The 21191-nt window shown below is 62.7% G+C and carries 19 protein-coding genes; 10 read left to right on the top strand and 9 right to left on the bottom strand.

Going from position 1 to position 21191, the window contains the following annotated elements; translation table 11 throughout:
- Positions 1 to 56 precede the first annotated feature (56 nt).
- The gene (locus ABDZ98_RS04570; protein WP_160589254.1) at positions 57 to 1583 is read left to right on the top strand and encodes a Do family serine endopeptidase; all 1527 of its coding nucleotides are present in this window, start codon (positions 57 to 59) and stop codon (positions 1581 to 1583) included.
- A 147-nt stretch (positions 1584 to 1730) separates the two neighbouring features.
- Here ABDZ98_RS04570 and ABDZ98_RS04565 read toward each other — a convergent pair whose 3' ends face one another.
- The 5 genes from ABDZ98_RS04565 to ABDZ98_RS04545 all read right to left on the bottom strand — a co-directional run bounded on the left by ABDZ98_RS04565 (position 1731) and on the right by ABDZ98_RS04545 (position 6164).
- Complete coding sequence (locus ABDZ98_RS04565; RefSeq protein ID WP_160589253.1) at positions 1731 to 3920, bottom strand: transglycosylase domain-containing protein; 2190 nt, start codon at positions 3918 to 3920, stop codon at positions 1731 to 1733.
- 110 nt (positions 3921 to 4030) lie between these two features.
- Entirely contained in the window at positions 4031 to 4468 is a 438-nt protein-coding gene (msrB, locus tag ABDZ98_RS04560; RefSeq protein WP_160589252.1) for a peptide-methionine (R)-S-oxide reductase MsrB, read from the bottom strand.
- A 30-nt stretch (positions 4469 to 4498) separates the two neighbouring features.
- On the bottom strand, positions 4499 to 5170 hold the full coding sequence (locus ABDZ98_RS04555) for a glutathione S-transferase family protein (RefSeq protein WP_160589251.1): 672 nt from the start codon (positions 5168 to 5170) through the stop codon (positions 4499 to 4501).
- Between the two features lie 33 nt (positions 5171 to 5203).
- Positions 5204 to 5605 (bottom strand): hypothetical protein, encoded by a 402-nt coding sequence (locus ABDZ98_RS04550; RefSeq protein ID WP_237437300.1) that lies wholly within the window; start codon positions 5603 to 5605, stop codon positions 5204 to 5206.
- A 37-nt stretch (positions 5606 to 5642) separates the two neighbouring features.
- On the bottom strand, positions 5643 to 6164 hold the full coding sequence (locus ABDZ98_RS04545; protein ID WP_160589250.1) for a nuclear transport factor 2 family protein: 522 nt from the start codon (positions 6162 to 6164) through the stop codon (positions 5643 to 5645).
- A 140-nt stretch (positions 6165 to 6304) separates the two neighbouring features.
- Between ABDZ98_RS04545 and ABDZ98_RS04540 the strand changes: the two genes are divergently transcribed.
- From ABDZ98_RS04540 to mdlC, 8 genes are all read left to right on the top strand, one after another.
- Positions 6305 to 7060, top strand: coding sequence for a nuclear transport factor 2 family protein (locus ABDZ98_RS04540; RefSeq protein ID WP_160589249.1), 756 nt, complete (start codon positions 6305 to 6307; stop codon positions 7058 to 7060).
- A 122-nt stretch (positions 7061 to 7182) separates the two neighbouring features.
- Positions 7183 to 8613 carry an NAD-dependent succinate-semialdehyde dehydrogenase gene (locus tag ABDZ98_RS04535; protein ID WP_160589248.1) on the top strand — a complete coding sequence of 477 codons (1431 nt, stop codon included), beginning with the start codon at positions 7183 to 7185 and terminating at the stop codon, positions 8611 to 8613.
- Positions 8614 to 8673: 60 nt separating this feature from the next.
- Entirely contained in the window at positions 8674 to 10239 is a 1566-nt protein-coding gene (locus tag ABDZ98_RS04530; RefSeq protein WP_160589247.1) for an FAD-binding oxidoreductase, read from the top strand.
- Positions 10240 to 10241: 2 nt separating this feature from the next.
- Positions 10242 to 11297, top strand: coding sequence for an amidohydrolase family protein (locus ABDZ98_RS04525; protein WP_160589246.1), 1056 nt, complete (start codon positions 10242 to 10244; stop codon positions 11295 to 11297).
- Positions 11294 to 12307, top strand: a complete 1014-nt coding sequence (locus ABDZ98_RS04520; RefSeq protein ID WP_160589245.1) for a methyltransferase — start codon at positions 11294 to 11296, stop codon at positions 12305 to 12307. Before ABDZ98_RS04525 ends, ABDZ98_RS04520 begins: the two co-directional genes overlap by 4 nt.
- Before the next feature lie 47 nt (positions 12308 to 12354).
- Positions 12355 to 13212 carry an NAD(P)H-binding protein gene (locus ABDZ98_RS04515; protein WP_160589551.1) on the top strand — a complete coding sequence of 286 codons (858 nt, stop codon included), beginning with the start codon at positions 12355 to 12357 and terminating at the stop codon, positions 13210 to 13212.
- 47 nt (positions 13213 to 13259) lie between these two features.
- The gene (locus ABDZ98_RS04510; protein WP_160589244.1) at positions 13260 to 14888 is read left to right on the top strand and encodes an MFS transporter; all 1629 of its coding nucleotides are present in this window, start codon (positions 13260 to 13262) and stop codon (positions 14886 to 14888) included.
- Between the two features lie 2 nt (positions 14889 to 14890).
- Positions 14891 to 16429 (top strand): benzoylformate decarboxylase, encoded by a 1539-nt coding sequence (gene mdlC / locus ABDZ98_RS04505; RefSeq protein ID WP_160589243.1) that lies wholly within the window; start codon positions 14891 to 14893, stop codon positions 16427 to 16429.
- Between the two features lie 4 nt (positions 16430 to 16433).
- Here mdlC and ABDZ98_RS04500 read toward each other — a convergent pair whose 3' ends face one another.
- From ABDZ98_RS04500 to ABDZ98_RS04485, 4 genes are all read right to left on the bottom strand, one after another.
- Complete coding sequence (locus ABDZ98_RS04500) at positions 16434 to 16895, bottom strand: DUF3237 domain-containing protein (RefSeq protein WP_160589242.1); 462 nt, start codon at positions 16893 to 16895, stop codon at positions 16434 to 16436.
- 70 nt (positions 16896 to 16965) lie between these two features.
- Positions 16966 to 18225: a serine hydrolase domain-containing protein gene (locus tag ABDZ98_RS04495; RefSeq protein ID WP_160589241.1), complete on the bottom strand. Its 1260-nt coding sequence runs from the start codon at positions 18223 to 18225 to the stop codon at positions 16966 to 16968.
- Positions 18226 to 18252: 27 nt separating this feature from the next.
- A complete protein-coding gene (locus ABDZ98_RS04490) occupies positions 18253 to 19035 on the bottom strand; it encodes an HAD-IIA family hydrolase (RefSeq protein WP_160589240.1) in 783 nt (260 codons plus the stop codon).
- A 52-nt stretch (positions 19036 to 19087) separates the two neighbouring features.
- Positions 19088 to 20575, bottom strand: coding sequence for a lignostilbene-alpha,beta-dioxygenase (locus ABDZ98_RS04485; RefSeq protein ID WP_160589239.1), 1488 nt, complete (start codon positions 20573 to 20575; stop codon positions 19088 to 19090).
- A 107-nt stretch (positions 20576 to 20682) separates the two neighbouring features.
- Between ABDZ98_RS04485 and ABDZ98_RS04480 the strand changes: the two genes are divergently transcribed.
- Positions 20683 to 21162, top strand: a complete 480-nt coding sequence (locus ABDZ98_RS04480) for a Saro_0803 family transcriptional regulator (protein WP_202385880.1) — start codon at positions 20683 to 20685, stop codon at positions 21160 to 21162.
- Positions 21163 to 21191: the final 29 nt, after the last annotated feature.

Genomic DNA, 21191 nt, shown 5'->3' with positions numbered 1-21191 from the left:
CTGATGCAAAGAGGCAGGCGAGAAACAACCAAGAGGATCAAAAGGACGTGAAGTCAGTGCGATATTCTTACGGCATCACCGCGGCTCTGTTGCTCGGTGGAGCAACACTCAGCCTCGCTACCGGTTTTCCGGCTGGAGCCCAGGTGGCCCAGAATGAGCGTATCCGAATCGAAAATGCCGTGCCGGTGGCAGGTGCCCCGGCCAGCTTTGCCGATCTCACCGAAGTGCTGATGCCGGCGGTGGTCAATATCTCCACCCGCCAGCGCATTACGGTGGAAAGCACCAACCCCTTCCAGGGCACGCCCTTTGGCGAATTGTTCGGCAATCCCGGCGGCCCCACCACGCGTGAAGCGCAGTCGCTGGGTTCGGGCTTTCTGGTCAGCGCCGATGGCTATGTGGTCACCAATAACCACGTGATCAGCCCGCCCGGAACACAGGCGCAGCTGGAGGAGGTGACCGTCACCCTTCCCGATGGCGTGGAATATACCGCCGAAGTCGTGGGCACCGATGCACAGAGCGATCTGGCCGTGCTCAAGATCAGCCGCCCGGAACCATTCCCCTTCGTGCGCTTCGGCGATTCCGCCCAGGCCCGCGTGGGCGACTGGGTGCTGGCCATCGGCAACCCGTTTGGCCTGGATGGCACGGTGACCAGCGGCATTGTTTCCGCCGTCTATCGTTCCACCGGCAGCCGCGGCGCGTTCGACCGCTATATCCAGACCGATGCCAGCATCAACCGTGGCAATTCGGGTGGTCCGCTGTTCGACATGCGGGGCAATGTGATCGGCATCAACAATGCCATCCTGTCACCATCTGGCGGCAGCGTGGGCATTGGTCTGGCGATCCCGGCAGAAGATGCCGCCCCGATCGTGCAGCAACTGATCAACGGCGAGGAAATCCAGCGCGGATATCTGGGCGTACAGATCCAGCCGGTTGACGAAGACTTCGCCGAGGCTCTGGGCATTCCGGAAAACAGCGGTGAATTCATCCAGTCCGTGCAGCCGGGCGAAGCCGCCGAAAACGCAGGCCTGAAGGCCGGTGACGTGGTGGTCTCTGTCAACGGGCAGGACGTCACCCGTGACCGTTCGCTGTCCTTCCTGATCGCGCGCGTTGCACCCGGTGCACGTGTACCCGTGCAATATATCCGCGATGGCCAGCGCCGCACGACCACGGTCACCGTGGGCCGCCGCCCCAGCGAGGACGAGATCAACGCCCAGCGGTTCAACCCCGATGATGAGAGCCAGCAGGACCTCACCCCCGGCAAGAGCAGCGGCCTGATCGAGGAAGCACTGGGCTTGCAGGTGATCGAAATCACGCCGCAGATTGCCCGTCAGCTTGGCGTTGATGGCGATCAGACCGGCGTGGTCGTGACCGCCGTCGATCCCAATGCCGATGCTGGCCGCAAAGGCCTGCAGCGCGGCGTGATCATCAGCTCTGCCGATTATGCCGCGGTGACCAGCCCGGCCGACCTGGAAGCGAAGATCCAGGCTGCCCGTTCCGAAGGACGCGCGGCGATCCTGCTGCGGGTGCGCCTGCGCAACGGGCCGGAACAATCGATCCCGGTAAGGCTCAACGCCGAAGACTGACAAACTGATACACTGGCAAGGGCGCACGGTTAGCCCCGCTCCCTTTTCAGTGAAGCCCCGACAATGAAAAGGCCGCCCCTCACAGGGCGGCCTTTTCATGTTTGATGTTCCTGTCTCACGCGCTGCTGCCAATGCAGCAGGTTTGCATCAGGGCGGATCGCCGCCCCTCTGCACGGTCACGCCTGACTGGCCCTGCCTCCGGTTCTGGCCACTGGGCAAGGTGCCGCCGGTGGCCCGCTCCAGGAAATCGTCGCTCGCCGCCTGTGGCGGATCGGGCAGACCCATATCCTGAACCGAGGAGCCCGGAGCGACAGAACTGCCCTGCCGGGTGCCCTGACGTTCCCCGTCGACGTCAAACATCTCCTGATCGCCCGCGCCGCTGGGACGCCCCGGTTCGATCAGATTGCCCTGCTCGTCGATGTAATAATAGTCACCCGGTTCGCCGAAATAGAACTCGTCATCAGGCTCCAGCTGCCATTCGGGCAATTGCAGGTCGGTGTCGAACTCCTCCTCCGGCCGGTCGCGCACGGCATAGCGCATGTAAGAGGCAAAGGCGCGCGCGGGCGCGGTGCCGCCTTGCAGGCCGGGAACGGCGGCATTGTCATCGCGGCCCATCCACACGCCGGTGGTGATGCCGCTGGAAAAGCCGACGAACCAGCCATCCTTGTTGTCACTGGTGGTTCCGGTCTTGCCGGCCACGGGACGGCCGATCTGCGCGGCGCGGCCGGTGCCGGTGTTGACCGCGGTCTGCAGCAGGTCGGTGATGCCGGCAGCCACATAATCGGGCACCAGCGTGAAACTGCGCGTCTGTTCGTGCTTGTACAGCTCCTCCCCGTCAGCATTGGTCACGCGGATAATGCCATAGGGCTCAACCGACTGGCCGCGCGCGGCAACGGCGGCGAACGCCCGGGTCATGTCAATCACACGCACTTCGGACGATCCCAGCACCATCGCCGGGAAGGTGGAAATCGGGGTAGTTATGCCAAAGCGCCGGGCCATGCTGGCAACATTGGAAAAGCCCACTTCATTGCCCAGCTGCGCCGCCACCGTGTTGACCGAATAGGCAAAGGCGGTGCGCACATCGATATCGCCGGAGAAGCGCCCGGAGGAATTGCGCGGGCTCCACCCGTCAATCGTTACCGGCACATCGTGCACGCCCGAACTGGGAGTATAGCCCGCTTCCAGCGCAGTCAGATAGACGAACAGCTTCCACGCCGATCCGGGCTGGCGCACCGCGGTGGTGGCCCGGTTGTAATTGCTGGAGATGTAATCGGTGCCGCCAACCATCGCCAGAATCGCCCCGTCGCGGTCAAGGCTGACCAGCGCACCCTGCGCGCCGCCGGGCACATTGGCCTGAATGGCACTGGTGGCCGCCGCCTGCATGCCCACATCGATGGTGGTCCACACCTCAATCGGCTCAAAGCTGTCATTGGTCAGCAGCACATCGAGCTGGGGCAATACGTAATCGGTGAAATAGCGGATCGAGTTCTGGCCCGCTTCCTCGCGCAGATTGACTGCGGACACGTCAACCGCAGCAAGGTCCCGCTCATCCAGTCCGCCATATTTGCGCATCTGGTCCAGCACCACATTGGCGCGGCCGACTGCGGCCTGCACATCAGCGGTGGGGGAATAGCGGCTGGGCGCCTTCACCAGCCCGGCGATGATCGCAGCCTCTGCGGTGGAAAGCTCCCGCGCGGAATGGCTGAAGAACTTGCGGCTGGCCGAATCTACGCCATAGGCGCCGCCGCCGAAATAGACCTTGTTGAGATACAGCTCGAGGATCTGCTCCTTCGAGAATTTCCATTCCAGCGCCATCGCCAGCACCGCTTCGCGCAGCTTGCGGTCCCACGTGCGGTTGGAATTGAGGAAGACGTTGCGCGCCAGCTGTTGGGTGATGGTGGAAGTGGCGCTGACCCGCCGATCCTGCTGCATGGCGTTGAACACGGCGCGGGCCAGGCCCAGCGGATCGATGCCGAAATGGGAATAGAAGCGGCGATCTTCGACCGAGACCATCGCGATCTTCATGATCTCGGGGATTTCCTCGTCATGCAGCCATTCGCCGTAGGACGGGCCGAGGGCGACGATTTCCGACCCATCGCGTGCGCGCACGATGATGGTCTGGCCGTTCTGGCTGCTCATCAGCGAGGCAAAGGACGGCATGCCGCGCGCGGCGAAGAAGACCGACGTGCCCAGCGCAATTGCGCCCAGCAGCGCCAGCGCGCCGCCCCACATGCTCAGCCGCCTGACCCATGCCCACACGCGCGCTTTCCCGGTCAGCCGGGGAGCCTGCTTCCTGCTTCGCGATGATTTGGAGCGCGAGCCCCGCTTCCCTGCCATCTGGCCCAAACTACCTTGTAACCGGACGCCTATGGCCCGCGATCAAACCCTTGTACGGCTTGCATAGGCCATTCGTAACGTCGCGTGAACGCAAGCTGGCTTGCCTGCCGTCACTTTTCCTCTGACCCATCCCTTGGCCCATCCCTTGGCCCATCCTCCGGCTTGAAATCCAGCGATGCCGAATTGATGCAGTAGCGCAGGCCGTCCGCACCCGGACCATCGGGGAAAACATGGCCCAGATGACCCTGGCAGCGGGCGCAGGTGACTTCGGTGCGGACCATGCCGTGCGACATGTCGCGGTGTGCCACCACCGCATCGCTGGCGGCAGGTGCGGTGAAGCTGGGCCAGCCCGATCCGCTGTCATATTTCGTCTCGCTGACGAACAGCGGCAGGCCGCATCCGGCACATTTGTACATGCCCGCCTGCTTGTTCTTTTCATATTTGCCGGTGAAGGCGCGCTCGGTGCCGCCCTGGCGCAATATTGCATATTGTTCCGGGCTCAGCTTGGCGCGCCATTCCTCGTCGGTGAGGTCAATCTTGTCGGTCATAACACTCTCCTGGGCAGTTCAATTGCGGCCTCAGCTGTTCACATCGCCATAGTGGCGCGGGGGCGGCAGGCCTTCCATCTTCTCGGTCAGCAGCGGGCGGAAGCTGGGGCGACTTTTCATCACCCGGTACCAGCCGTGCGCCTCATCATGCCCGCCCCAGTCGATCCCGCCAAGATAGTCTGCGACCGATATCTGCGCCGCAGCGGCAAAATCCGCCAGGCTCATCTGCGAACCTGCCAGCCAGCGGCGATTGCCGACCAGCCAGTCAATATATTCCAGGTGTTCATGCGCCAGCCGCATCGCATTCCTGAGCATGCCCGAATCAGGAGCGGCGCGCAGGATCAGCCGCTTCTTCATCTTCTCATGCATCAGCGGATGGGTGACATCGGCGAAGAAGTTCTGATCGAACAGCGCCACCAGCCGGCGGATTTCGGCGCGCTGGGCGGCATTGCCCAGGATCAGCGGAGTCTTGTCGATCGTCTCTTCGAAGAATTCGCAGATCGCCTGACTGTCTATCAGCGTCACATCGCGGGCCGGATCGTGCAGCACGGGCGTGCGCCCCGCCGGATTGCGCGAATAGAATTCCTCGCTGCCGTCCCAGGGATATTCGCGCCTCAGTTCATAAGCCACGCCCTTCTCGCTCAGCGCGAGCCGGGTCTTGCGGCTGAAGGGACACAAAGAGAAATGGTAAAGTTGCCACATCGAGGTCACGCTATTGCAGCATGGCGGCCCGCATCACAATCCCGATTGATCGAGGAATCGCAGACATACGGGCATAATTTCATCCAGCACCTGTTGGTCCAGCAGAGCCTGCGCCTCCGTCCGCAGCATCTGCGCCAGATCATCTTCAGACAGCTGCGCCTCATCCATCAGCCGGGCGGAGGAAATGACGAAGAATTCCCGCCCGCGATCACCCATCGGCGGATAGGCCAGCGCCCAGTCCACTGCCCGCTGCTGCCGGTCGGCGACCAGCGCAAAGGCGGCCGAGCAGCGCAGCAGCATGCGCTGCTCCAGATTAACCGTTGGAGAAGCGGGCGCCTGAGCGGGCGCCGGAGTTGGCGGCGGAGCGGGCACTGTCTGGGCCGATGCAGCAAGAGGCAGGCACAGCAGGGCCAGAGCAACAGGGATTCGTTTCATGAAAAGGCCACTAGCCCCGTCAGGCTGAACGCAGGCTTCACCGCTTTTCAGCCTTGGCTTCCATCGCCAGCACCGGATTATCCGCACCGCTTTCGCGCCCGGTCAGGAATTCATTGCGGATGTTGCGGTAGGAGAATTTCCATTCGCCATCCACGCGCTCCAGCTCATCCTCGTAAATGCCGAAAGTGCCCAGCGTGGGGGTGAAACGTCCAGAGGCCTCACGCGGGCCGTCATTGGCCATTTCGAACCACATGCCGGTGTGCCACGCCTTGTCTCCCTCCACGCGGATGGTGGAATGGCACAGCACGTGGCGCAGCACGGCAGGGTTCCCGTCAACATCGGTATAAATGCCCGCCACCGCTTCCTTGAAGCCCTTGGCCGCGGCGCGGATATTGTCGCGCCCGGTCACTGCACCGCGGGCAAATTCCAGCGTGCCATCTTTGGTGAACGTATCCGCGTAAGTATCAAAATCATTGTAATCCATCGCGAACAGATAGCGCGACAGCAGGTCGTCAATCTCGGCGCGGTCCTGCGCATAACTGGCTGAATATCGGGTCATGTGGTCTCCTCTCCCATGCCGGGCATACTATGGACCGTCTGCCATTTGCGGCAAGGTGAAATGCGCGTGATCATTGCCCCGTTGACAGGCGCGCCGCGCTCCCACAATTGTAAGTGAAACATACTAATTGGGAGAGTCGTATGTCCGAAGACCGTATCGCCGCGCTTGAAGCCAAGCTGGCCGAAATGGACCACCGGCTGACCGTCCGTGAGGACGAGCTGGACGTCAAGAAGCTGCAATATCTGTATGGCTATCTGATCGACAAATGCATGTACGATCAGGTGGTGGACCTGTTCGCCGAAGATGGCGAAGTGCGCTTCTTTGGCGGCGTTTACAAAGGCAAGGCCGGCGTGGCGCGGCTGTATATCGACCGTTTCCGCAAGCGCTTTACCCATAACAACAACGGCCCGGTGGACGGCTTCCTGCTCGACCATCCGCAGATCCAGGCGATCGTCGACATCGATCCCGACGGCAAGACCGCGCGCCTGCGCGGCCGCAGCACGATGCAGGCCGGACGCCACAAGGACTTTGCCGATCCCGAAAAGGGCCTGGGCGTGCGCCAGTGGTGGGAAGGCGGCCTGTACGAAAACACCTATACCAAGGGCGAAGACGGCAAGTGGCGCATCCAGGTGCTCAACTACTTCCCGCACTGGCATGCCGATTTCGAAACCGGCTGGGCCTATACCGATCCGGAATATGTGCCCTTCCCCAAGACGCTGTATCCCGCAGACCCGGCCGGCCCGGACGAGCTGATCGAGGACCACTGGCTGTGGCCCACGCACAAGCTGCTGCCGTTCCACATGAAGCACCCGATCACGGGTGAGGACATGATTGCCGATCGCTGGGAAGGCGATGCCAGGCGCGATGCCGAACGCGCGGCCAAGGCTGCTGGCTGACGACTGACAGTGCGATGGCGGCCTCTGCACAGACAGGGGCCGCCATCCACCGCGCAGCGACAAGAAATTCCTGCAAGAAATCACGCAAGCCCGGTTCGTGGCCGGGATGACGGAGAACCGAGATGACCCAGTATCCCTCCCTCCACATGATTATCGATGGTGAGAAAGTTTCGGGCGGTGGCCGCCGCACTTTCCCCGTCGTCAATCCCGCCACTGGTGAGACGCTGGCCGAGCTGCCGCTGGCCGAAGCGGCCGATCTGGACCGCGCGCTGGAAGTGGCCGATCGCGGCTTTGCAATCTGGCGCAAGTCCACCCCGCAGGAACGCGCCAACGTGTTGCAGGGCGCCGCGCGCCTGATGGTGGAGCGGCAGGAAGACCTCGCTCGCATCGCCACGATGGAAGAGGGCAAGCCGCTGGCCGAAAGCCGCATCGAAGTGATGATGAATGTCGGCCTGTTCAATTTCTATGCCGGCGAATGTTTCCGCATCTATGGCCGCGAGCTGGTGCGGCCCGAAGGCACGCGCTCCACCATCCGGCATGAACCGGTTGGCCCGGTGGCCGCTTTCGCGCCGTGGAATTTCCCGCTCGGCAATCCCGGCCGCAAGCTGGGTGCGCCGGTGGCCGCAGGCTGTTCGGTAATCCTGAAAAGCGCCGAGGAAACTCCGGCTTCAGCGCTGGGCATCCTGCAATGCCTGCTGGACGCCGGACTGCCAAAGGAAGTGGCACAGGCGGTGTTTGGCGTGCCCGATGAGGTGAGCCGCCACCTGCTGGGCAGCCCCATCATCCGCAAGCTGTCCTTCACCGGATCGACCGTGGTGGGCAAGCACCTCGCCTGCCTGGCCACGCAGAACATGCAGCGCACCACCATGGAACTGGGCGGACACGGCCCGGTTCTGGTGTTCGATGATGCCGACGTCGAAAAGGCGCTGGCAACCGCCGTGGGCGGCAAATATCGCAACGCCGGGCAGGTCTGCGTCTCCCCCACGCGCTTCATCGTGCAGGAAGATGTGTTCGAGAAGTTCCGCGACGGCTTTATTGCCGGGGCCAAGGCGCAGGTCGTGGGCGATGGCCTGGTCGATGGCACCACCATGGGCCCGATGGCCAATCCGCGCCGTCCCGAAGCGATGGAACGGCTGATCGGCGATGCCGTGCAGCGCGGCGCGAAGCTGGGCGCTGGCGGTGAGCGCATCGGCAATCAGGGCTATTTCTATGCTCCGTCGGTCCTGTCCGAAATTCCGCTCGATGCAGACATCATGAATGAGGAGCCGTTCGGCCCCGTCGCCCTGATCAACCCCTATCGCAGCGAGGACGAGATGATCGCCGAGGCAAACCGCCTGCCCTATGGTCTGGCGGCCTATTGCTGGACCGGCGATTACAAGCGCCAGCAGCGGTTGGCGGCGCAGGTCCGCGCTGGCATGGTGGGCATCAACAGCCACATGATCGGCGGAGCGGATGCGCCCTTTGGCGGTGTCGGCTGGTCTGGCCACGGCAGCGAGGACGGCCCTGAGGGCGTGCTCGCCTGCATGGTGACCAAGGCCGTGCACGAGGGATAATAATCCCCGCGCAGCCAGCACGTGGCTGGCAAGTAACTGGCGTTTGATTGGGAGGACGCGATGGACGATTTCACCATGCCGGCAGGCAGCCTTGACGCTGCCATTCGCGATATGCAGCGCGTGCTGGGCACTGAAAATGTGATCGTCGATCCCGCTGGCATGGCCGACCACGGCGATCCCTTCGCCCCGCCCGGTGACTGGTACCAGCCCGGCGCGGTGCTGCTGCCGGACAATGTGGAGGAAGTGCAGGCCGTCCTGCGCATCGCCAATGAACATGGCACGCCGGTGTGGACCAGCAGCCAGGGCCGCAACAAGGGCTATGGCGGCGGCGCGCCGCGCGTTTCGGGCAGCTTCACCATGTCCCTGCGGCGGATGAACCGCGTGCTGGAAGTGGATGAGGAAAACTGCATGGCGCTGGTCGAACCCGGCGTGCGCTTCTTCGACCTGTACGATCATCTCAAGAGCACCGGATCGAAGCTGTGGATGTCCGTGCCCGATCTTGGCGCCGGCAGCATCATCGGCAATGCGCTGGAACACGGCGTGGGCTACACGCCGGTCGGCGAGCATTTCGGCCATCATTGCGGGATGGAAGTGGTGCTGGCCAATGGCGACATCATGCGCACCGGCATGGGCGGGATGAGCAATCCCAGAAGCTGGCTGGTCTATCCCAACAGCGCCGGACCGAGCATGGACGGCCTGTTCACCCAGTCCAATTACGGCGTGGTCACCAAGATGGGCGTCAGCCTGTTCCACGCGCCCGAAGTCTATGCGCCCGGCTGGTTCATGCTCGACAATGAGGAGCATTACCCGGCCTTTCTGGAAGCGCTGCGTCCGCTGATGATCGACGGCACGATTCCCAACCAGCCGATGATCATCAATGCGGTGTGCGCCGCTTCCGCTTTCTGGGGACGAGAGGACTGGTACACCGGCAAGGATGCCATCCCCGATGAAGTGCTGGACAGGATTGCCGCCACCCCCGGCTTTGGCCGCTGGGTGATGCGCTTTGCGCTGTATGGCGATGCCCCGGTGGTGGCGCATAACCGCGCCAAGATTGAGGCCGCGCTCACCGCCATTCCCGGCGGCAGCGTGATGTTCGAGGAGTTCGACGGCCGCAATTTGCCGGAGCTGGAAAACCCGCATCACAAGGTGCAGGCAGGCATTCCCTCAATGGCGCTGGACCGCATGACCCGCTGGTATGGCGGCGAGGAAGGCGGCCATATCGGCTTTTCCTGCGCCATGCCGATTTCCGGCAAGGATGGCTGCGCGATCCGGGATTTGACCAGAGGCGTGCTGGACACGCACGGCCTCGATTATTCAGCCGCCATCATCGTTGGCAAGCGGCACATGATCCACGTCGCGCTGGTGGTGTTCGACACCAAGGATGAGGCTCAGACACGCGGCGCCTATGCGGCCACAAAGGCCATGCTCGAGCCCGCCGCAAAGCTGGGTTACGGCGAATATCGCAGCCATGTGGACTTCATGGATGAAGTGGCGGCTCTGTATGACTTCAACAACAATGCGCAGCAGCGCTTCGCCCAGAAGATCAAGGATTGCCTTGATCCGAACGGCATTCTCTCCCCCGGCAAGCAGGGTATCTGGCCCGCTGCCTATCGCGACAAGGACTGACCGTGACCCATGAACTGAACACTGGCGGAGACCGCGGCTATCTGCGCATCGCCACCGAAGAAGCCTTTGCCACCAGGGAACAGCTGGATGCGATCCTGCGGCTGGTGAAGGAAGGCCGCGCGGACAAGGGCACGGTTTCGCTGTGGGGCTTTTACGGCACCAGCCCGTCCGAGCGCACCACCTTCATTCGTGAGCGCCTGCTCGATCTGGGAGAGCTGCGGATCGCGGCGATGAATGAGAGCGGCATCGACAAGGCGGTGCTGGCGCTGACCAGCCCCGGCGTGCAGTCGCTGCACGATGTGGAGGAAGCCAGGGGCATTGCCTCGCGTGCCAATGACCAGCTGGCCGCGGCCTGCGAGAAATACCCTGACCGTTTCTACGGCATGACCGCCATCTGCCCGCAGGACCCCGAATGGTCTGCCGCCGAGCTGAAACGCGGCAAGGAGGAGCTGGGCTTTCGCGGTGTGCAGGTGAACAGCCACACGCATGGGCACTATCTGGATGAGCCGCAGTTTGACCCGATCCTGCGCGCCTGCGCCGATATGGACATTCCGCTCTACATCCACCCGCAAGGCCCGCCTGATGACATGATCGGCACGATGGTGGATGCCGGCCTTGAAGGCGCGGTGTTCGGCTTTGCTGTGGAGACCAGCTTCCACGCCATGCGCCTGCTCACCACCGGCGTGTTTGACCGCTTCCCCAGCCTGCAACTGGCGCTGGGGCATGGCTGTGAGGGCCTGCCCTTCTGGATCGACCGGCTCAATTACATGCATCTCGCAGGCATCCGCTCCAAGCGGTACGAGCGCCTCAAGCCGCTGGAGCATGAGCTGCATTACTACATGCGCAACAATGTCTGGGGCACCAACTCCGGCCTGCCATCCCCCGCCTCGATCGAATTGATGATGAAGGTCATGGGTGAGGACCGGGTGATGTATGCGATGGATTATCCATACCAGTTCGTGCCTGCCGAAGTGGAGTTGCTGGACGACATGGAGATGAGCGCCGCAACCAAGAAGAAGTTCTTCCAGACCAATGCGGAAAAGCTGTTCGGCATATGAGTGACGCGGCAGCTGATCTGCGGGCGATGATCGCGGCCTATTGGAAGCCGCACGCAATCTGCGCGGCGGCCCGGCTGGGTCTGGCCGATGCGCTGGGCGATGCATCGCTGGATGCCGCCACGCTGGCCGCAAAGATAGACGCCGACGCGGCCAATCTGGAACGCTTCCTGCGCGCGCTCGCATCCATCGGCATCGTGCTCGACAAGGGTGACGGCACGTTTGCGCTGACCGAAATGGGCCAGCGCCTGCGCGCCGATCATGCAGAGAGCCTGCGCGGCATGGCGCGGCATGTCGGCACGCAACTGTCGCCCAGCTTCGCACAACTGACCGAGTGCGTGGCCAAGGGCCGCCCGCCCGAAGGCATCGCCTATGGCACGCAGGGTTTTGACGATCTGAATGATGATGCAAAGGCAGCGGCGATCTTCAACCAGGCCATGGTCGACAGCTCCCGCCGTTTCGCAGCGGAAGCGGTGCAGGCCTATGACGTGACCGGCTTTGCCAGCTTTGCCGATATTGGCGGCGGGCACGGCATGGTGCTGGCCGAACTGCTCAAAGCCGCGCCGGACGCAACCGGCTTCGTGCTCGACCTGCCGCATGCAGAGGAAGGCGCGAAGGCGCTGTTTGCCAGGCAGGGCGTGGCCGACCGCGCGCGCTTTGTGGGCGGCAGTTTCTTCGATCCGATCACCCATGCGGCAGACTGCTACATGCTCAAATATATCCTGCATGACTGGGATGATGAGCATGCCCGCCAGATCATCCGCCGGGTGGGCGCCGCGGCCCGCGATCATGGCGCCACCGTGCTGCTGATCGAGCGTATCCTGCCCGAGACAGTGCAGGAACGCGGCGATCATGCCATCGCGATGTACGGCGACATGACCATGATGCTGTGGAACGGCCGCGAGCGGACGAAGGCGCAATTTGAGCAATTGCTGGCCGAAGGCGATTTGGTTTTGACTCGCACGGCGGCTCTGTCAGACAACCATTATGTGATTGAAGCGCTAAGTAATTGAGGCCGGGCCTGCGCAGTGATCGCGGGCCGGTGTTGGGGAGTGAGATGATGACGACATATGGCGTGACCGGTGCCAGCGGACAGCTGGGCAAATTCGTGCTGAATGAGCTGCTGGAGAAAGTCGCCGCGAGCGACATCGTGGCGTTTGGCCGCGATACCTCCAAGCTGGCTGATTATGCTGCCAAGGGCGTCACCGTCAGAGCGATCGATTATGACAAGCCGGAGGAATTGCCCGCTGCGCTGGCAGGCGTTGATCGCCTGCTGCTGATTTCCGGCAGCGCGCTGGGTGAACGCCCGCGCCAGCATGCCAATGTGATCAACGCCGCAAAGGAAGCTGGCGTGGATTACATCGCCTATACCTCCATTCTCGAGGCCGAAACCACGCCGATCAAGCTGGGGCGCGAGCATCAGGCGACCGAGGAAACGCTGGCCGCCAGCGGCATCGATTACGATCTGTGCCGGATGGGCTGGTATAACGAAAATTACATCGGCTCGCTCGCTCCGCAGGTGGAACATGGCGTGATCACCGGGGCGCAGGGACAGGGGCGCATATCGTCCGCCAGCCGCGCCGATCTGGCCGCTGGCCTTGCCGTGGTTCTGGTCAAGGGCGAAGGCGGCACCACCTATGATCTGGCTGGAGACACCAGCTGGACGATGGAAGACTTCGCCGCCGAAGTCAGCAAGCAGGCAGGTAAGCCGATCAAATATGTCGACATGCCCGAAGCCGAATATGCCAAATCGCTGGAGCAGGTTGGCCTGCCCGGTTACATCGCCGCCGTCGTCGCCAACTCGGCAGCGGCAACGGCAAAGGGCGCGCTGGAGAATGACAGCCGCACGCTGAGCGGGCTGACCGGACGAGCGACAACACCAATTTCGCAGACAATTGCGAGCGCGTTGAAGAACTGACAACCGGCCTTTCGCAAGGCAGGTATCTCGGGTGGGAGAGGGCAATAATGGCGACAACCGCCAACGATAAGGCGCCGGTCACGAACAAGATCAGCAAGGCTGGCTGGTATGCGCTGACGCTGGTTTCGGCTGCGCAGGCGATGAGCCTGCTCGACCGGCAGATCCTGTCCATCCTCGCCAATGACATTCGTGAGGATCTGGGCATCGGCAATGCCGAGATCGGCCTGCTCTACGGCACCGTGTTCGCGCTGTTCTATGCGCTGTTCTCGCTGCCGCTGGGCCGTCTGGTCGATGGCTGGACGCGCACCAAGCTGCTGGCCATCTGTCTGGCCACATGGTCGTTCTTCGCCGGTCTTTCCGCCTTTGCCGGGGGCTTTGCGCTGCTGGCCATTTCGCGCCTTGGCGTGGGCATTGGTGAAGGCGCGACGCAGCCCGCTGCCAATTCGATCATATTCGACATGTTCCCCAAATCCCGCCGCGGCATCGGCATGGCCGGGCTGGGCGTGGGTCTGGCCATCGGCCTTGGCCTGTCGATGGCGCTGGGCGGTATCGTGGCGCAATGGTGGAACCAGATTTACCCCGATGGCAATGCACCGCTGGGCTTTTCCGGCTGGCAGTTCGCCTTCATCGTCGCCGCCCTGCCGGGCTTTCCGCTAGCCTATCTGATCTACCGCATGAAGGAGCCTGTTCGCGGGGCGATGGACGGGCTGGTCACGCCCGAAGACCCGCATCCCTTCAGGGCCAGCGCCGATGTTCTGGGATCGGTCACGCCGGGCACCAACTGGTATTACCTGTGGCGGCGCGATGCGAGCGCGAAGCAATGGGCGACCAATCTGATCGGCCTCGCCGTGATCCTGCTGTCCTGCCTTGCGCTGGTGCGGCTGACGCAGAGCTTCTCCCCGCGCCCGTCGCTGGATATTTACGGACTGGCGATCGATCCGCACTGGCTGCAATGGGGCGTGGCCGCGTTCGGCGCCTTCGTGGTGCTCAACCTGTTCCAGAGCTTCAAGCTCAAGGACTTGCCCGCCTACAAGGTGATCCTCAGCCCGTCGCTGATCATGCTGATGGTGGTGGGTGGATTGCAGACCGCGATCAATTACGGCGTGATGGCCTTTACCCCCACCATGCTGATCACCGATTTCGGCCTTTCGCAGGCGCAGGCTGGCGTGCAGTTCGGCTTGCTGGCGGCCGGACTTGGCATATTGGGGCCACTGGCCGCCGGGCCGATGTCGGATTTTCTGGCCAATAAGCTGGGCCAGCGCGGCATGGTGTTTCTGGTGCTGGGGTCGCTGGCGATTTCACCCTTCTTCGGCATCTGGGCCTATAACGCCGAAACAGTGAGCGATTTCTACCTGCGCTTCATCGTCTACAGCCTGATCCTGACACTGTGGCTGCCGCCTGCCTATGCACTGATGCTGGGGCTGGTGCTGCCGCGCATGCGGGGCATCACCTTCTCCACCTACATGATCATCCAGACGTTGCTGGGCCTTGGCCTCGGCCCGTATTTCGTGGGCATCGTGGCCGATCAGAACGGCGGCGACCTGGCGCAGGCGATCATCTCGGTCAACGTGGTGGTGCCATTCATTATCGTGCTGCTGCTGGCGGTACTGGTGCGCTTCCGCAGGGATGAGGCCAATATGGTCGAGCGTGCGCGCGCTGGCGGGGAACAGATCTGACCATGACCAATGTCCGTGAAGCATCCTTCGCCGTGTTCGCCCATTTCGGGGTGGACCGGCTGTTCGGCAATCCCGGCAGCACAGAGCTGCCCATGCTCAAGGCCATGCCTTTCCCCTATGTGATGGGCCTGAACGAGGCGGTGGTGATGGGCATGGCCGATGGCTATGCGCGGTCCAGCGGCAAGCCTGCGCTGGTCAACCTGCACTCATCCGCAGGCACCGGCCATAGCCTGGGCAATCTGTTCACCGCCTACAAGAACAACGCCCCGATCGTGGTGACGGCGGGGCAGCAGGCGCGCTCCATCCTGCCATACGATCCGTTCCTTGGGGCGGAGCGGCCGACCGAATTTCCGCGCCCCTACGTCAAGTTCGCGATTGAGCCTGCCCGCGCGCAGGATGTGCCGCTGGCCCTTGCGCGCGCCTTTGCCGTGGCGCTTACCCCGCCGATGGGGCCGGTGTTCGTGTCCATCCCGGTCGATGACTGGGAGCGGGAGTGCGACATGCCCGCCCTGCCCGACCTGTCGCTGCGCACTTTCCCCGATCCTGCCGGTATCGAGAAGATCGCCGCCATGATCGAAGGTGCGCGCAATCCGGCGCTGGTGATCGGCACGTCCGCAGCCAATTCCGGCGCGTGGGACAATGCGATCGCGCTGGCCGAAAAAGCCGGCCTGTCGGTCTGGTCCGCGCCCTATGCCGCGCGGGAGACTTTCCCCGAAGATCACCCGCAATTTGCCGGCTTCCTCAACGCCTGGCGCGATCAGATCCGCGATGCGCTGGCTCCGCATGATGCGATCCTGGTCGCTGGCGCGCCGGTGTTCACCTATCACGTGGAGGGCAGCGGTCCGCACTGGCCCGAAGGTGCGGCGCTGATGGCGCTGTCCGATGATCCGAAGCACCTGTCCAACCTGCCGGGCGGCGGCGGGGTACTGGGCGATATCAGCGCCGGACTTTCCATGCTGACGCAGCGCCTGCCCGCGCGCGCCTTTGCCGGCGCCACGCACCAGCTGATCGACCCTGCGCCGGAAATGACCTCATCCTACGTGCTCAAGCGTATTGCCGCTTTGCGCCCGAAGAATGCCGTGGTGGTGGAAGAAGCGCCCACATCGCGCGGGCCGGAGCATGTGACCCTGCCGATCACGCGCGAGGGCGGCTTCTATTCCTGCGCCAGCGGCGGGCTTGGCTATTCGCTGCCCGCAGCAGTGGGCGTGGCGCTGGGTCAGGATGACAAGGTCATCGCCATTCTGGGTGACGGCGCGGCCATGTACACGATCCAGGGCCTGTTCACCGCGCGGGATGAGGCGGCCAATGTCAGCTTCTGCATCATGAACAATTCGGCCTATGCCGCGCTGACCGGGTTTTCCGGCGAGTTTGGCATGAACCACGTGCCGGGCTGCGATCTGACCGGCCTCGATTTCGTCAAGCTGGCCGAGGCTCAAGGTCTGGCCGCAAGGCTGGTGGATAGCGTGGACGCGCTGGACGAGGCGCTGCAATGGAGTTTTGCGCAAGACCGCCCGACGCTGCTGGATATCCGCATCGCCTGAACGGTCAGGTCACCCGCCATACCCACAGCTTGATTGAATTGGCATAGCGCGCGCCGCTGCACACGAAGATTGACCGGTTCATCCAGTCATAGGGGCCTGTGGGGGCGATGAATTCTGGCACGGTGCGGAAGTAATATTCCGCCGGATCGACATCCTCCCCCCGGCGCAGGCGGTCCATCACTTCGGGCGGGCCGTGGCGCAGACCCTTGTTGCGGATCTGGATCAGCGCGCCGTCGTCGGTCTCTATGGCATAGATGGCATCGGCCACGGTCACACCGTCTGGCCGGGTCAGCTGCCAGTCGGCAGAATTGCCCATCAGCTTGCCGGAGATTTTGGGCCCCTTCACATATCCGCCGGGGCATATCGGGATGATCCGGCGGGTGCCGTCCACCACCGGCCCGATCTCTCGCGGGGCTTCCAGTTCGCCGCCCGCTTCATAAACGAATTCCAGTTCTGGCTTGATCATGAGCGCACTCCCCTCAGTATCCCCAATTCATTAACTGTATCGGTTATCGCTTGTAATCCATTATTACCAATCAGCGCGCATTTGCCACGCGGGCGAAATAGCCCAGAACCTCGCCATCCAGCCATTCAGGTTCCGCTGGCGGGTTATAGCTGAGCTTGACGATGACCGTGCCGCTGGCCGGGTGGACATAGATATATTGCCCCGCCAACCCGACAGCAGCAAAGGCACCCGGCTCATTATCAACCTGCCATGTCTGCAGGCCATAACCGGGCAAAGGCGCGCCGGTTGGCTTCATCACGGTCATCTGGTCCACCCAGCCTTCGGGCAGGATGCGCGTGTCACCCGCCATGCCACCAGCCAGCATCACCTGCCCCAGCCGGGCAAAATCGCGCAATGTCGCATTGAAGCCCATGCCATTGAGCGCGCGACCTTCACCCACAGGTCCATCTGCCAGGAAATGGCCGTCAAATTCTGCGCCCATCGGCTGCCAGATGCGGCTTTCCATCAGATCTTCCAGCTTCTGGCCGGTTGCCTCCTCCAGCATCCAGCCCAGCACGGCAGTATCGAGCGTGGCATAGTTGAACTGCGCCCCCGGCTCCGCCCTGTTTCCAAGATCAACGGCGAAATCGGCAAAGCGGGCTTTGTTCTCTACAATCGCAGTCTGGTGGATCAGCCCGGCAAGGCTGGGGTTTTCGCCGAAATCATAACGCTCCAGGATATCCGCGCCCGACCGCATTTCCAGAATGTTGCGGATGGTCGCCCGCCCGTAAGCGCCGCCCGCAAGCTCCGGCACATAGGTGCTGACCAGGTCATCCAGCGAGGCAATCTCGCCGCGGTCCAGCGCCTGCCCCACCAGCATGGCGGTGAGCGTCTTGGACATGGAAAAGGCAATATGCGGCGTTTCTGCCGTCATCCGGTTGCGGTAATCCTCAAACACCACGTCGCCATCGCGCAGGACGATAAAGCCATTGGTGAATGTGCGGTCCGCCCATGCAGCGTAATCCGCGTCCTCGCCCGCAACCGTGGCGGCGGGCATGGTGAAACCTTCGCGGCGCGACAATTCCCACGTATCCGCAGGCGCTTCCACCATGCGGAAGGCGAAGACATCCTGCGTATTGCGAAATGTGAAGCTGTTGACGTCCGGATTGAGCAATTGCCAGCGCATGGCGATGGTGGCGGCAGAGGGTGGCAGGCTGCCAAAGGCCTCGTCTGCGGCGGCTTCGACCGGGGCATTATCGATATCCTGCTGCGCTTCGCATCCCGAAACGGCCAGCAGCATTGCCAGACCAAACCCCAGCCGCCTTGCCCGCGGCATTCCAATTCCGATCATGTCATCCCCCCGTACGTGTTATTTTCGTCAGACTAGCTCCACCACGTCGGCAATGGAATTGAGAATGCGGCTGGGGCGATAGGGGAAGCGGGCGACGTCTTCCTTCCTTGTCGATCCGGTCAGCACCAGGATCGTCTCCAGCCCGGCCTCTATGCCGGCGACCACATCGGTATCCATCCGGTCCCCGATCATCATGGTGGCCCCGGCATGGGCATCGATCCGGTTCATGGCGGAGCGGAACATCATCGGGTTGGGCTTGCCCACAAAATATGGCTCCGCACCCGTCGCCTTGGTGATCATCGCCGCCGCTGCGCCGGTTGCAGGCAGCGGACCTTCGGGGGATGGACTGGTGACATCGGGATTGGTGGCGATGAAGCGCGCACCCTTCTGGATCAGCCGGATCGCCTTGGTGATCGCGGCGAAGGAATAGGACCGCAGTTCGCCGATCACCACGTAATCGGGGTTGGTATCGGTCATGGTGTAGCCGACATCGTGCAGCGCGGTGGTCAGCCCCGCCTCGCCGATCACATAGGCGCTGCCGCCGGGATGCTGCGCCGCCAGAAAGCCGGCAGTGGCCAGTGCGCTGGTCCAGATCGATTCCTCGGGCACATCCAGCCCGGCCTGCGCCAACCGCGCCGCCAGATCGCGCGGGGTGTAGATGGAATTATTGGTCAGCACGAGGAAGCGGCGCTGCTTCTCCTGCAATCTGGCGATGAATTCAGCCGCACCGGGAATAGCCTCGCCCTCTTTCACAAGGACGCCATCCATGTCGGTGAGCCAGAAGGTGGGCGGATCGCGGTCTGTTGTCATGCCCGCACAGGTGCAACCTGCGCGGGCACAAATCAATGACTCAATGGGTTACTCAAGCCGCTTCCAGCACCTTTGCCGTCAGCCCGATGTCTTCGCTGCGGGCGAAATTGCCGTGCAGGCCGAAGCGCAGGCGGATGGGGCACTGGATTGTCGCCAGCGGACCCTTCTCGATATCGAGCGCGTCGAACACCACCAGATCGGTGCGGTGTTCCTCCAGCCGGTTGACCAGCATCACGATCCAGCCGTCGCCTTCGGCGCTGTCCTTGGTGCGCGGCACGAAGCACGGTTCCTGCAGCGATGATACGGGTCCGCACCACCAATGCTGCTCGGCTCCGCTTTCAAGGTCTTTCAGGAACAGGCAATTCATCAGGAAGCCGCCGGCGCTGCCGCCTTTCAGCTCGCACGGGCGCTTCATGTCCATTTCCAGGCCCCAGGTGTAGCGGTTCTTGACCCCGGTGAAGCGGTCATCGATGCGCGGGAATTCGCTCGCGGTTTCGGTCAGCGGAGTGATCGAATCGAAATCCTCGCCATTGCTGGCCATGTCCACGGTCCAGCGGGTCAGCTTGCTCATCGCTTCCATGCCGTTGAACGGTTCGCCGTGCACATCGGGAAAGAAGGGGAACATGTTGTTCTTCGCTTCGGGCACGATGAAATGCACCTTGGTGCCATCCTGCCAGGCGTTGACCGTGTGGCTGGCGAAGCAGTTGTCGCGCTTGAACCAGCGGATATCCTCATCCTTCAGGTCATCGCGGCGCGGGATGATGCCCAGGTACACCGGCATGGTGGTGTCAAAGCCGAAATGCGGCTTCTTCTGTTCCAGCCGTTCCCACGATCCGATTGAAGGCACGATGTGCAGCACCAGGTAATCCTCGGTGATCGCGAAGTCGTGCATCATGCAGTAATAAGGCACCTTGAACCACTTCTCGCGCACCAGTTCACCGTCGGGGCTGACCTCCATGTAGGACACGTCGTCGCTGCACAGGCCTGACGCGGCATAGCCGATGGCGACCATGTTGCCGGTGTGCGGATCGATCTTGGGATGGGCGGTGAAGGTCTGGCTTTTCATCGCGCCTTCCCATGTCTCGAACGCCTCGGTCTCCATCGTCACCGGATCCATCACCAGCGCGGGCGAATCTTCCTTCATCGCCCACAACTTGCCGGCATAGATCCAGGCATTGGTGTTGGCGGTGGAGCGAATCATGCCCTTGACGCTGGGATCATCGGTCAGCGGGTTGCGATACATGCCGAACAGGCCGCGGCCCGCCTCCCGTTCCGCCTTCCACTTGTCCGTATGCGCCCAGCGCTGCTTGAAATCGCACTGGCCATCGTGGAAGTGAAAGCGGGTGATCATGCCGTCGCCATTGAAGGCGATATCGTCACCCAGCATGGGCGGAAACTGCGGATCGGGCTGCACGCGGAAGAATGCGCCATCCAGCTCGGCCGGGATCGTACCCGTGTGCTGAAGGTCGCGAATATCGGCCTCCACCCTGCTGGGCGTGTTGAAACCGGTGAAGCTCGGGGTATCTGGGAACTGCGCCATTTGGGTCCTCTCCTTGCGCATAATTGTATGCTCTACTAACAAATAGGCAATACGGCCATTGATCTGGCCTAAGGGGGGATGGGAACACCGTTTTGGCGCAGCCTGCATTGATCGATGACAATTCCGGAGGCGACGATACCCAGGGCAATGAGGCCCAGGGCAATGGTGTGGAGCTTGGTGCTCTGCACGGCATATTGGGTTTCCACATCCGTCTGGCGCATGGCGCCGTCTATCGCCATTTTACCGAGACCTTTGCCGATCTGGAGCTGACCCAGAAGCAGGTGAGCATGTTGTGGCTGGTGGGGGACCACCCGGGAATCGCCCAGATCGACGTGGGCAATCTGCTGCGGATGGACCGCGCCACCACCATGACCATCGTCAACCGCCTGCAGGACCGCGATTACCTGCGGCGGGAGCGGTCGAGCAGCGACGGGCGCAAGCAGGCGCTCTACCTCACAGCTGGCGGCGAAGCGGCGCTGGAACAGGCTAAACTGTGCATTGATGCGCATGAGGCATGGCTGAAAAGCCGCTTCACTGAGCAGGAAATCGAAAAACTGGTGGAAATGCTGGCGCGAATCCACGATTGAAGACCGCAAGGATTAGAGAGAGGACCAAA

This window comes from Alteraurantiacibacter aestuarii, assembly GCF_039523595.1.
GTDB lineage: Bacteria > Pseudomonadota > Alphaproteobacteria > Sphingomonadales > Sphingomonadaceae > Alteraurantiacibacter > Alteraurantiacibacter aestuarii.
Note: the sequence above shows the minus strand (reverse complement) of the source record. Positions and strands in the feature narration are given on the sequence as shown.

What these genes read in the sequence shown, in the direction of transcription:
- ABDZ98_RS04565 (WP_160589253.1), bottom strand. Translation starts at nt 3,920, where the DNA reads ATGGCAGGGAAGCGGGGCTCGCGCTCCAAATCATCGCGAAGCAGGAAG.
- msrB (WP_160589252.1), bottom strand. Translation starts at nt 4,468, where the DNA reads ATGACCGACAAGATTGACCTCACCGACGAGGAATGGCGCGCCAAGCTG.
- ABDZ98_RS04555 (WP_160589251.1), bottom strand. Translation starts at nt 5,170, where the DNA reads ATGTGGCAACTTTACCATTTCTCTTTGTGTCCCTTCAGCCGCAAGACC.
- ABDZ98_RS04550 (WP_237437300.1), bottom strand. Translation starts at nt 5,605, where the DNA reads ATGAAACGAATCCCTGTTGCTCTGGCCCTGCTGTGCCTGCCTCTTGCT.
- ABDZ98_RS04545 (WP_160589250.1), bottom strand. Translation starts at nt 6,164, where the DNA reads ATGACCCGATATTCAGCCAGTTATGCGCAGGACCGCGCCGAGATTGAC.
- ABDZ98_RS04540 (WP_160589249.1), top strand. Translation starts at nt 6,305, where the DNA reads ATGTCCGAAGACCGTATCGCCGCGCTTGAAGCCAAGCTGGCCGAAATG.
- ABDZ98_RS04535 (WP_160589248.1), top strand. Translation starts at nt 7,183, where the DNA reads ATGACCCAGTATCCCTCCCTCCACATGATTATCGATGGTGAGAAAGTT.
- ABDZ98_RS04530 (WP_160589247.1), top strand. Translation starts at nt 8,674, where the DNA reads ATGGACGATTTCACCATGCCGGCAGGCAGCCTTGACGCTGCCATTCGC.
- ABDZ98_RS04520 (WP_160589245.1), top strand. Translation starts at nt 11,294, where the DNA reads ATGAGTGACGCGGCAGCTGATCTGCGGGCGATGATCGCGGCCTATTGG.
- ABDZ98_RS04515 (WP_160589551.1), top strand. Translation starts at nt 12,355, where the DNA reads ATGACGACATATGGCGTGACCGGTGCCAGCGGACAGCTGGGCAAATTC.
- ABDZ98_RS04510 (WP_160589244.1), top strand. Translation starts at nt 13,260, where the DNA reads ATGGCGACAACCGCCAACGATAAGGCGCCGGTCACGAACAAGATCAGC.
- mdlC (WP_160589243.1), top strand. Translation starts at nt 14,891, where the DNA reads ATGACCAATGTCCGTGAAGCATCCTTCGCCGTGTTCGCCCATTTCGGG.
- ABDZ98_RS04500 (WP_160589242.1), bottom strand. Translation starts at nt 16,895, where the DNA reads ATGATCAAGCCAGAACTGGAATTCGTTTATGAAGCGGGCGGCGAACTG.
- ABDZ98_RS04495 (WP_160589241.1), bottom strand. Translation starts at nt 18,225, where the DNA reads ATGATCGGAATTGGAATGCCGCGGGCAAGGCGGCTGGGGTTTGGTCTG.
- ABDZ98_RS04490 (WP_160589240.1), bottom strand. Translation starts at nt 19,035, where the DNA reads ATGACAACAGACCGCGATCCGCCCACCTTCTGGCTCACCGACATGGAT.
- ABDZ98_RS04485 (WP_160589239.1), bottom strand. Translation starts at nt 20,575, where the DNA reads ATGGCGCAGTTCCCAGATACCCCGAGCTTCACCGGTTTCAACACGCCC.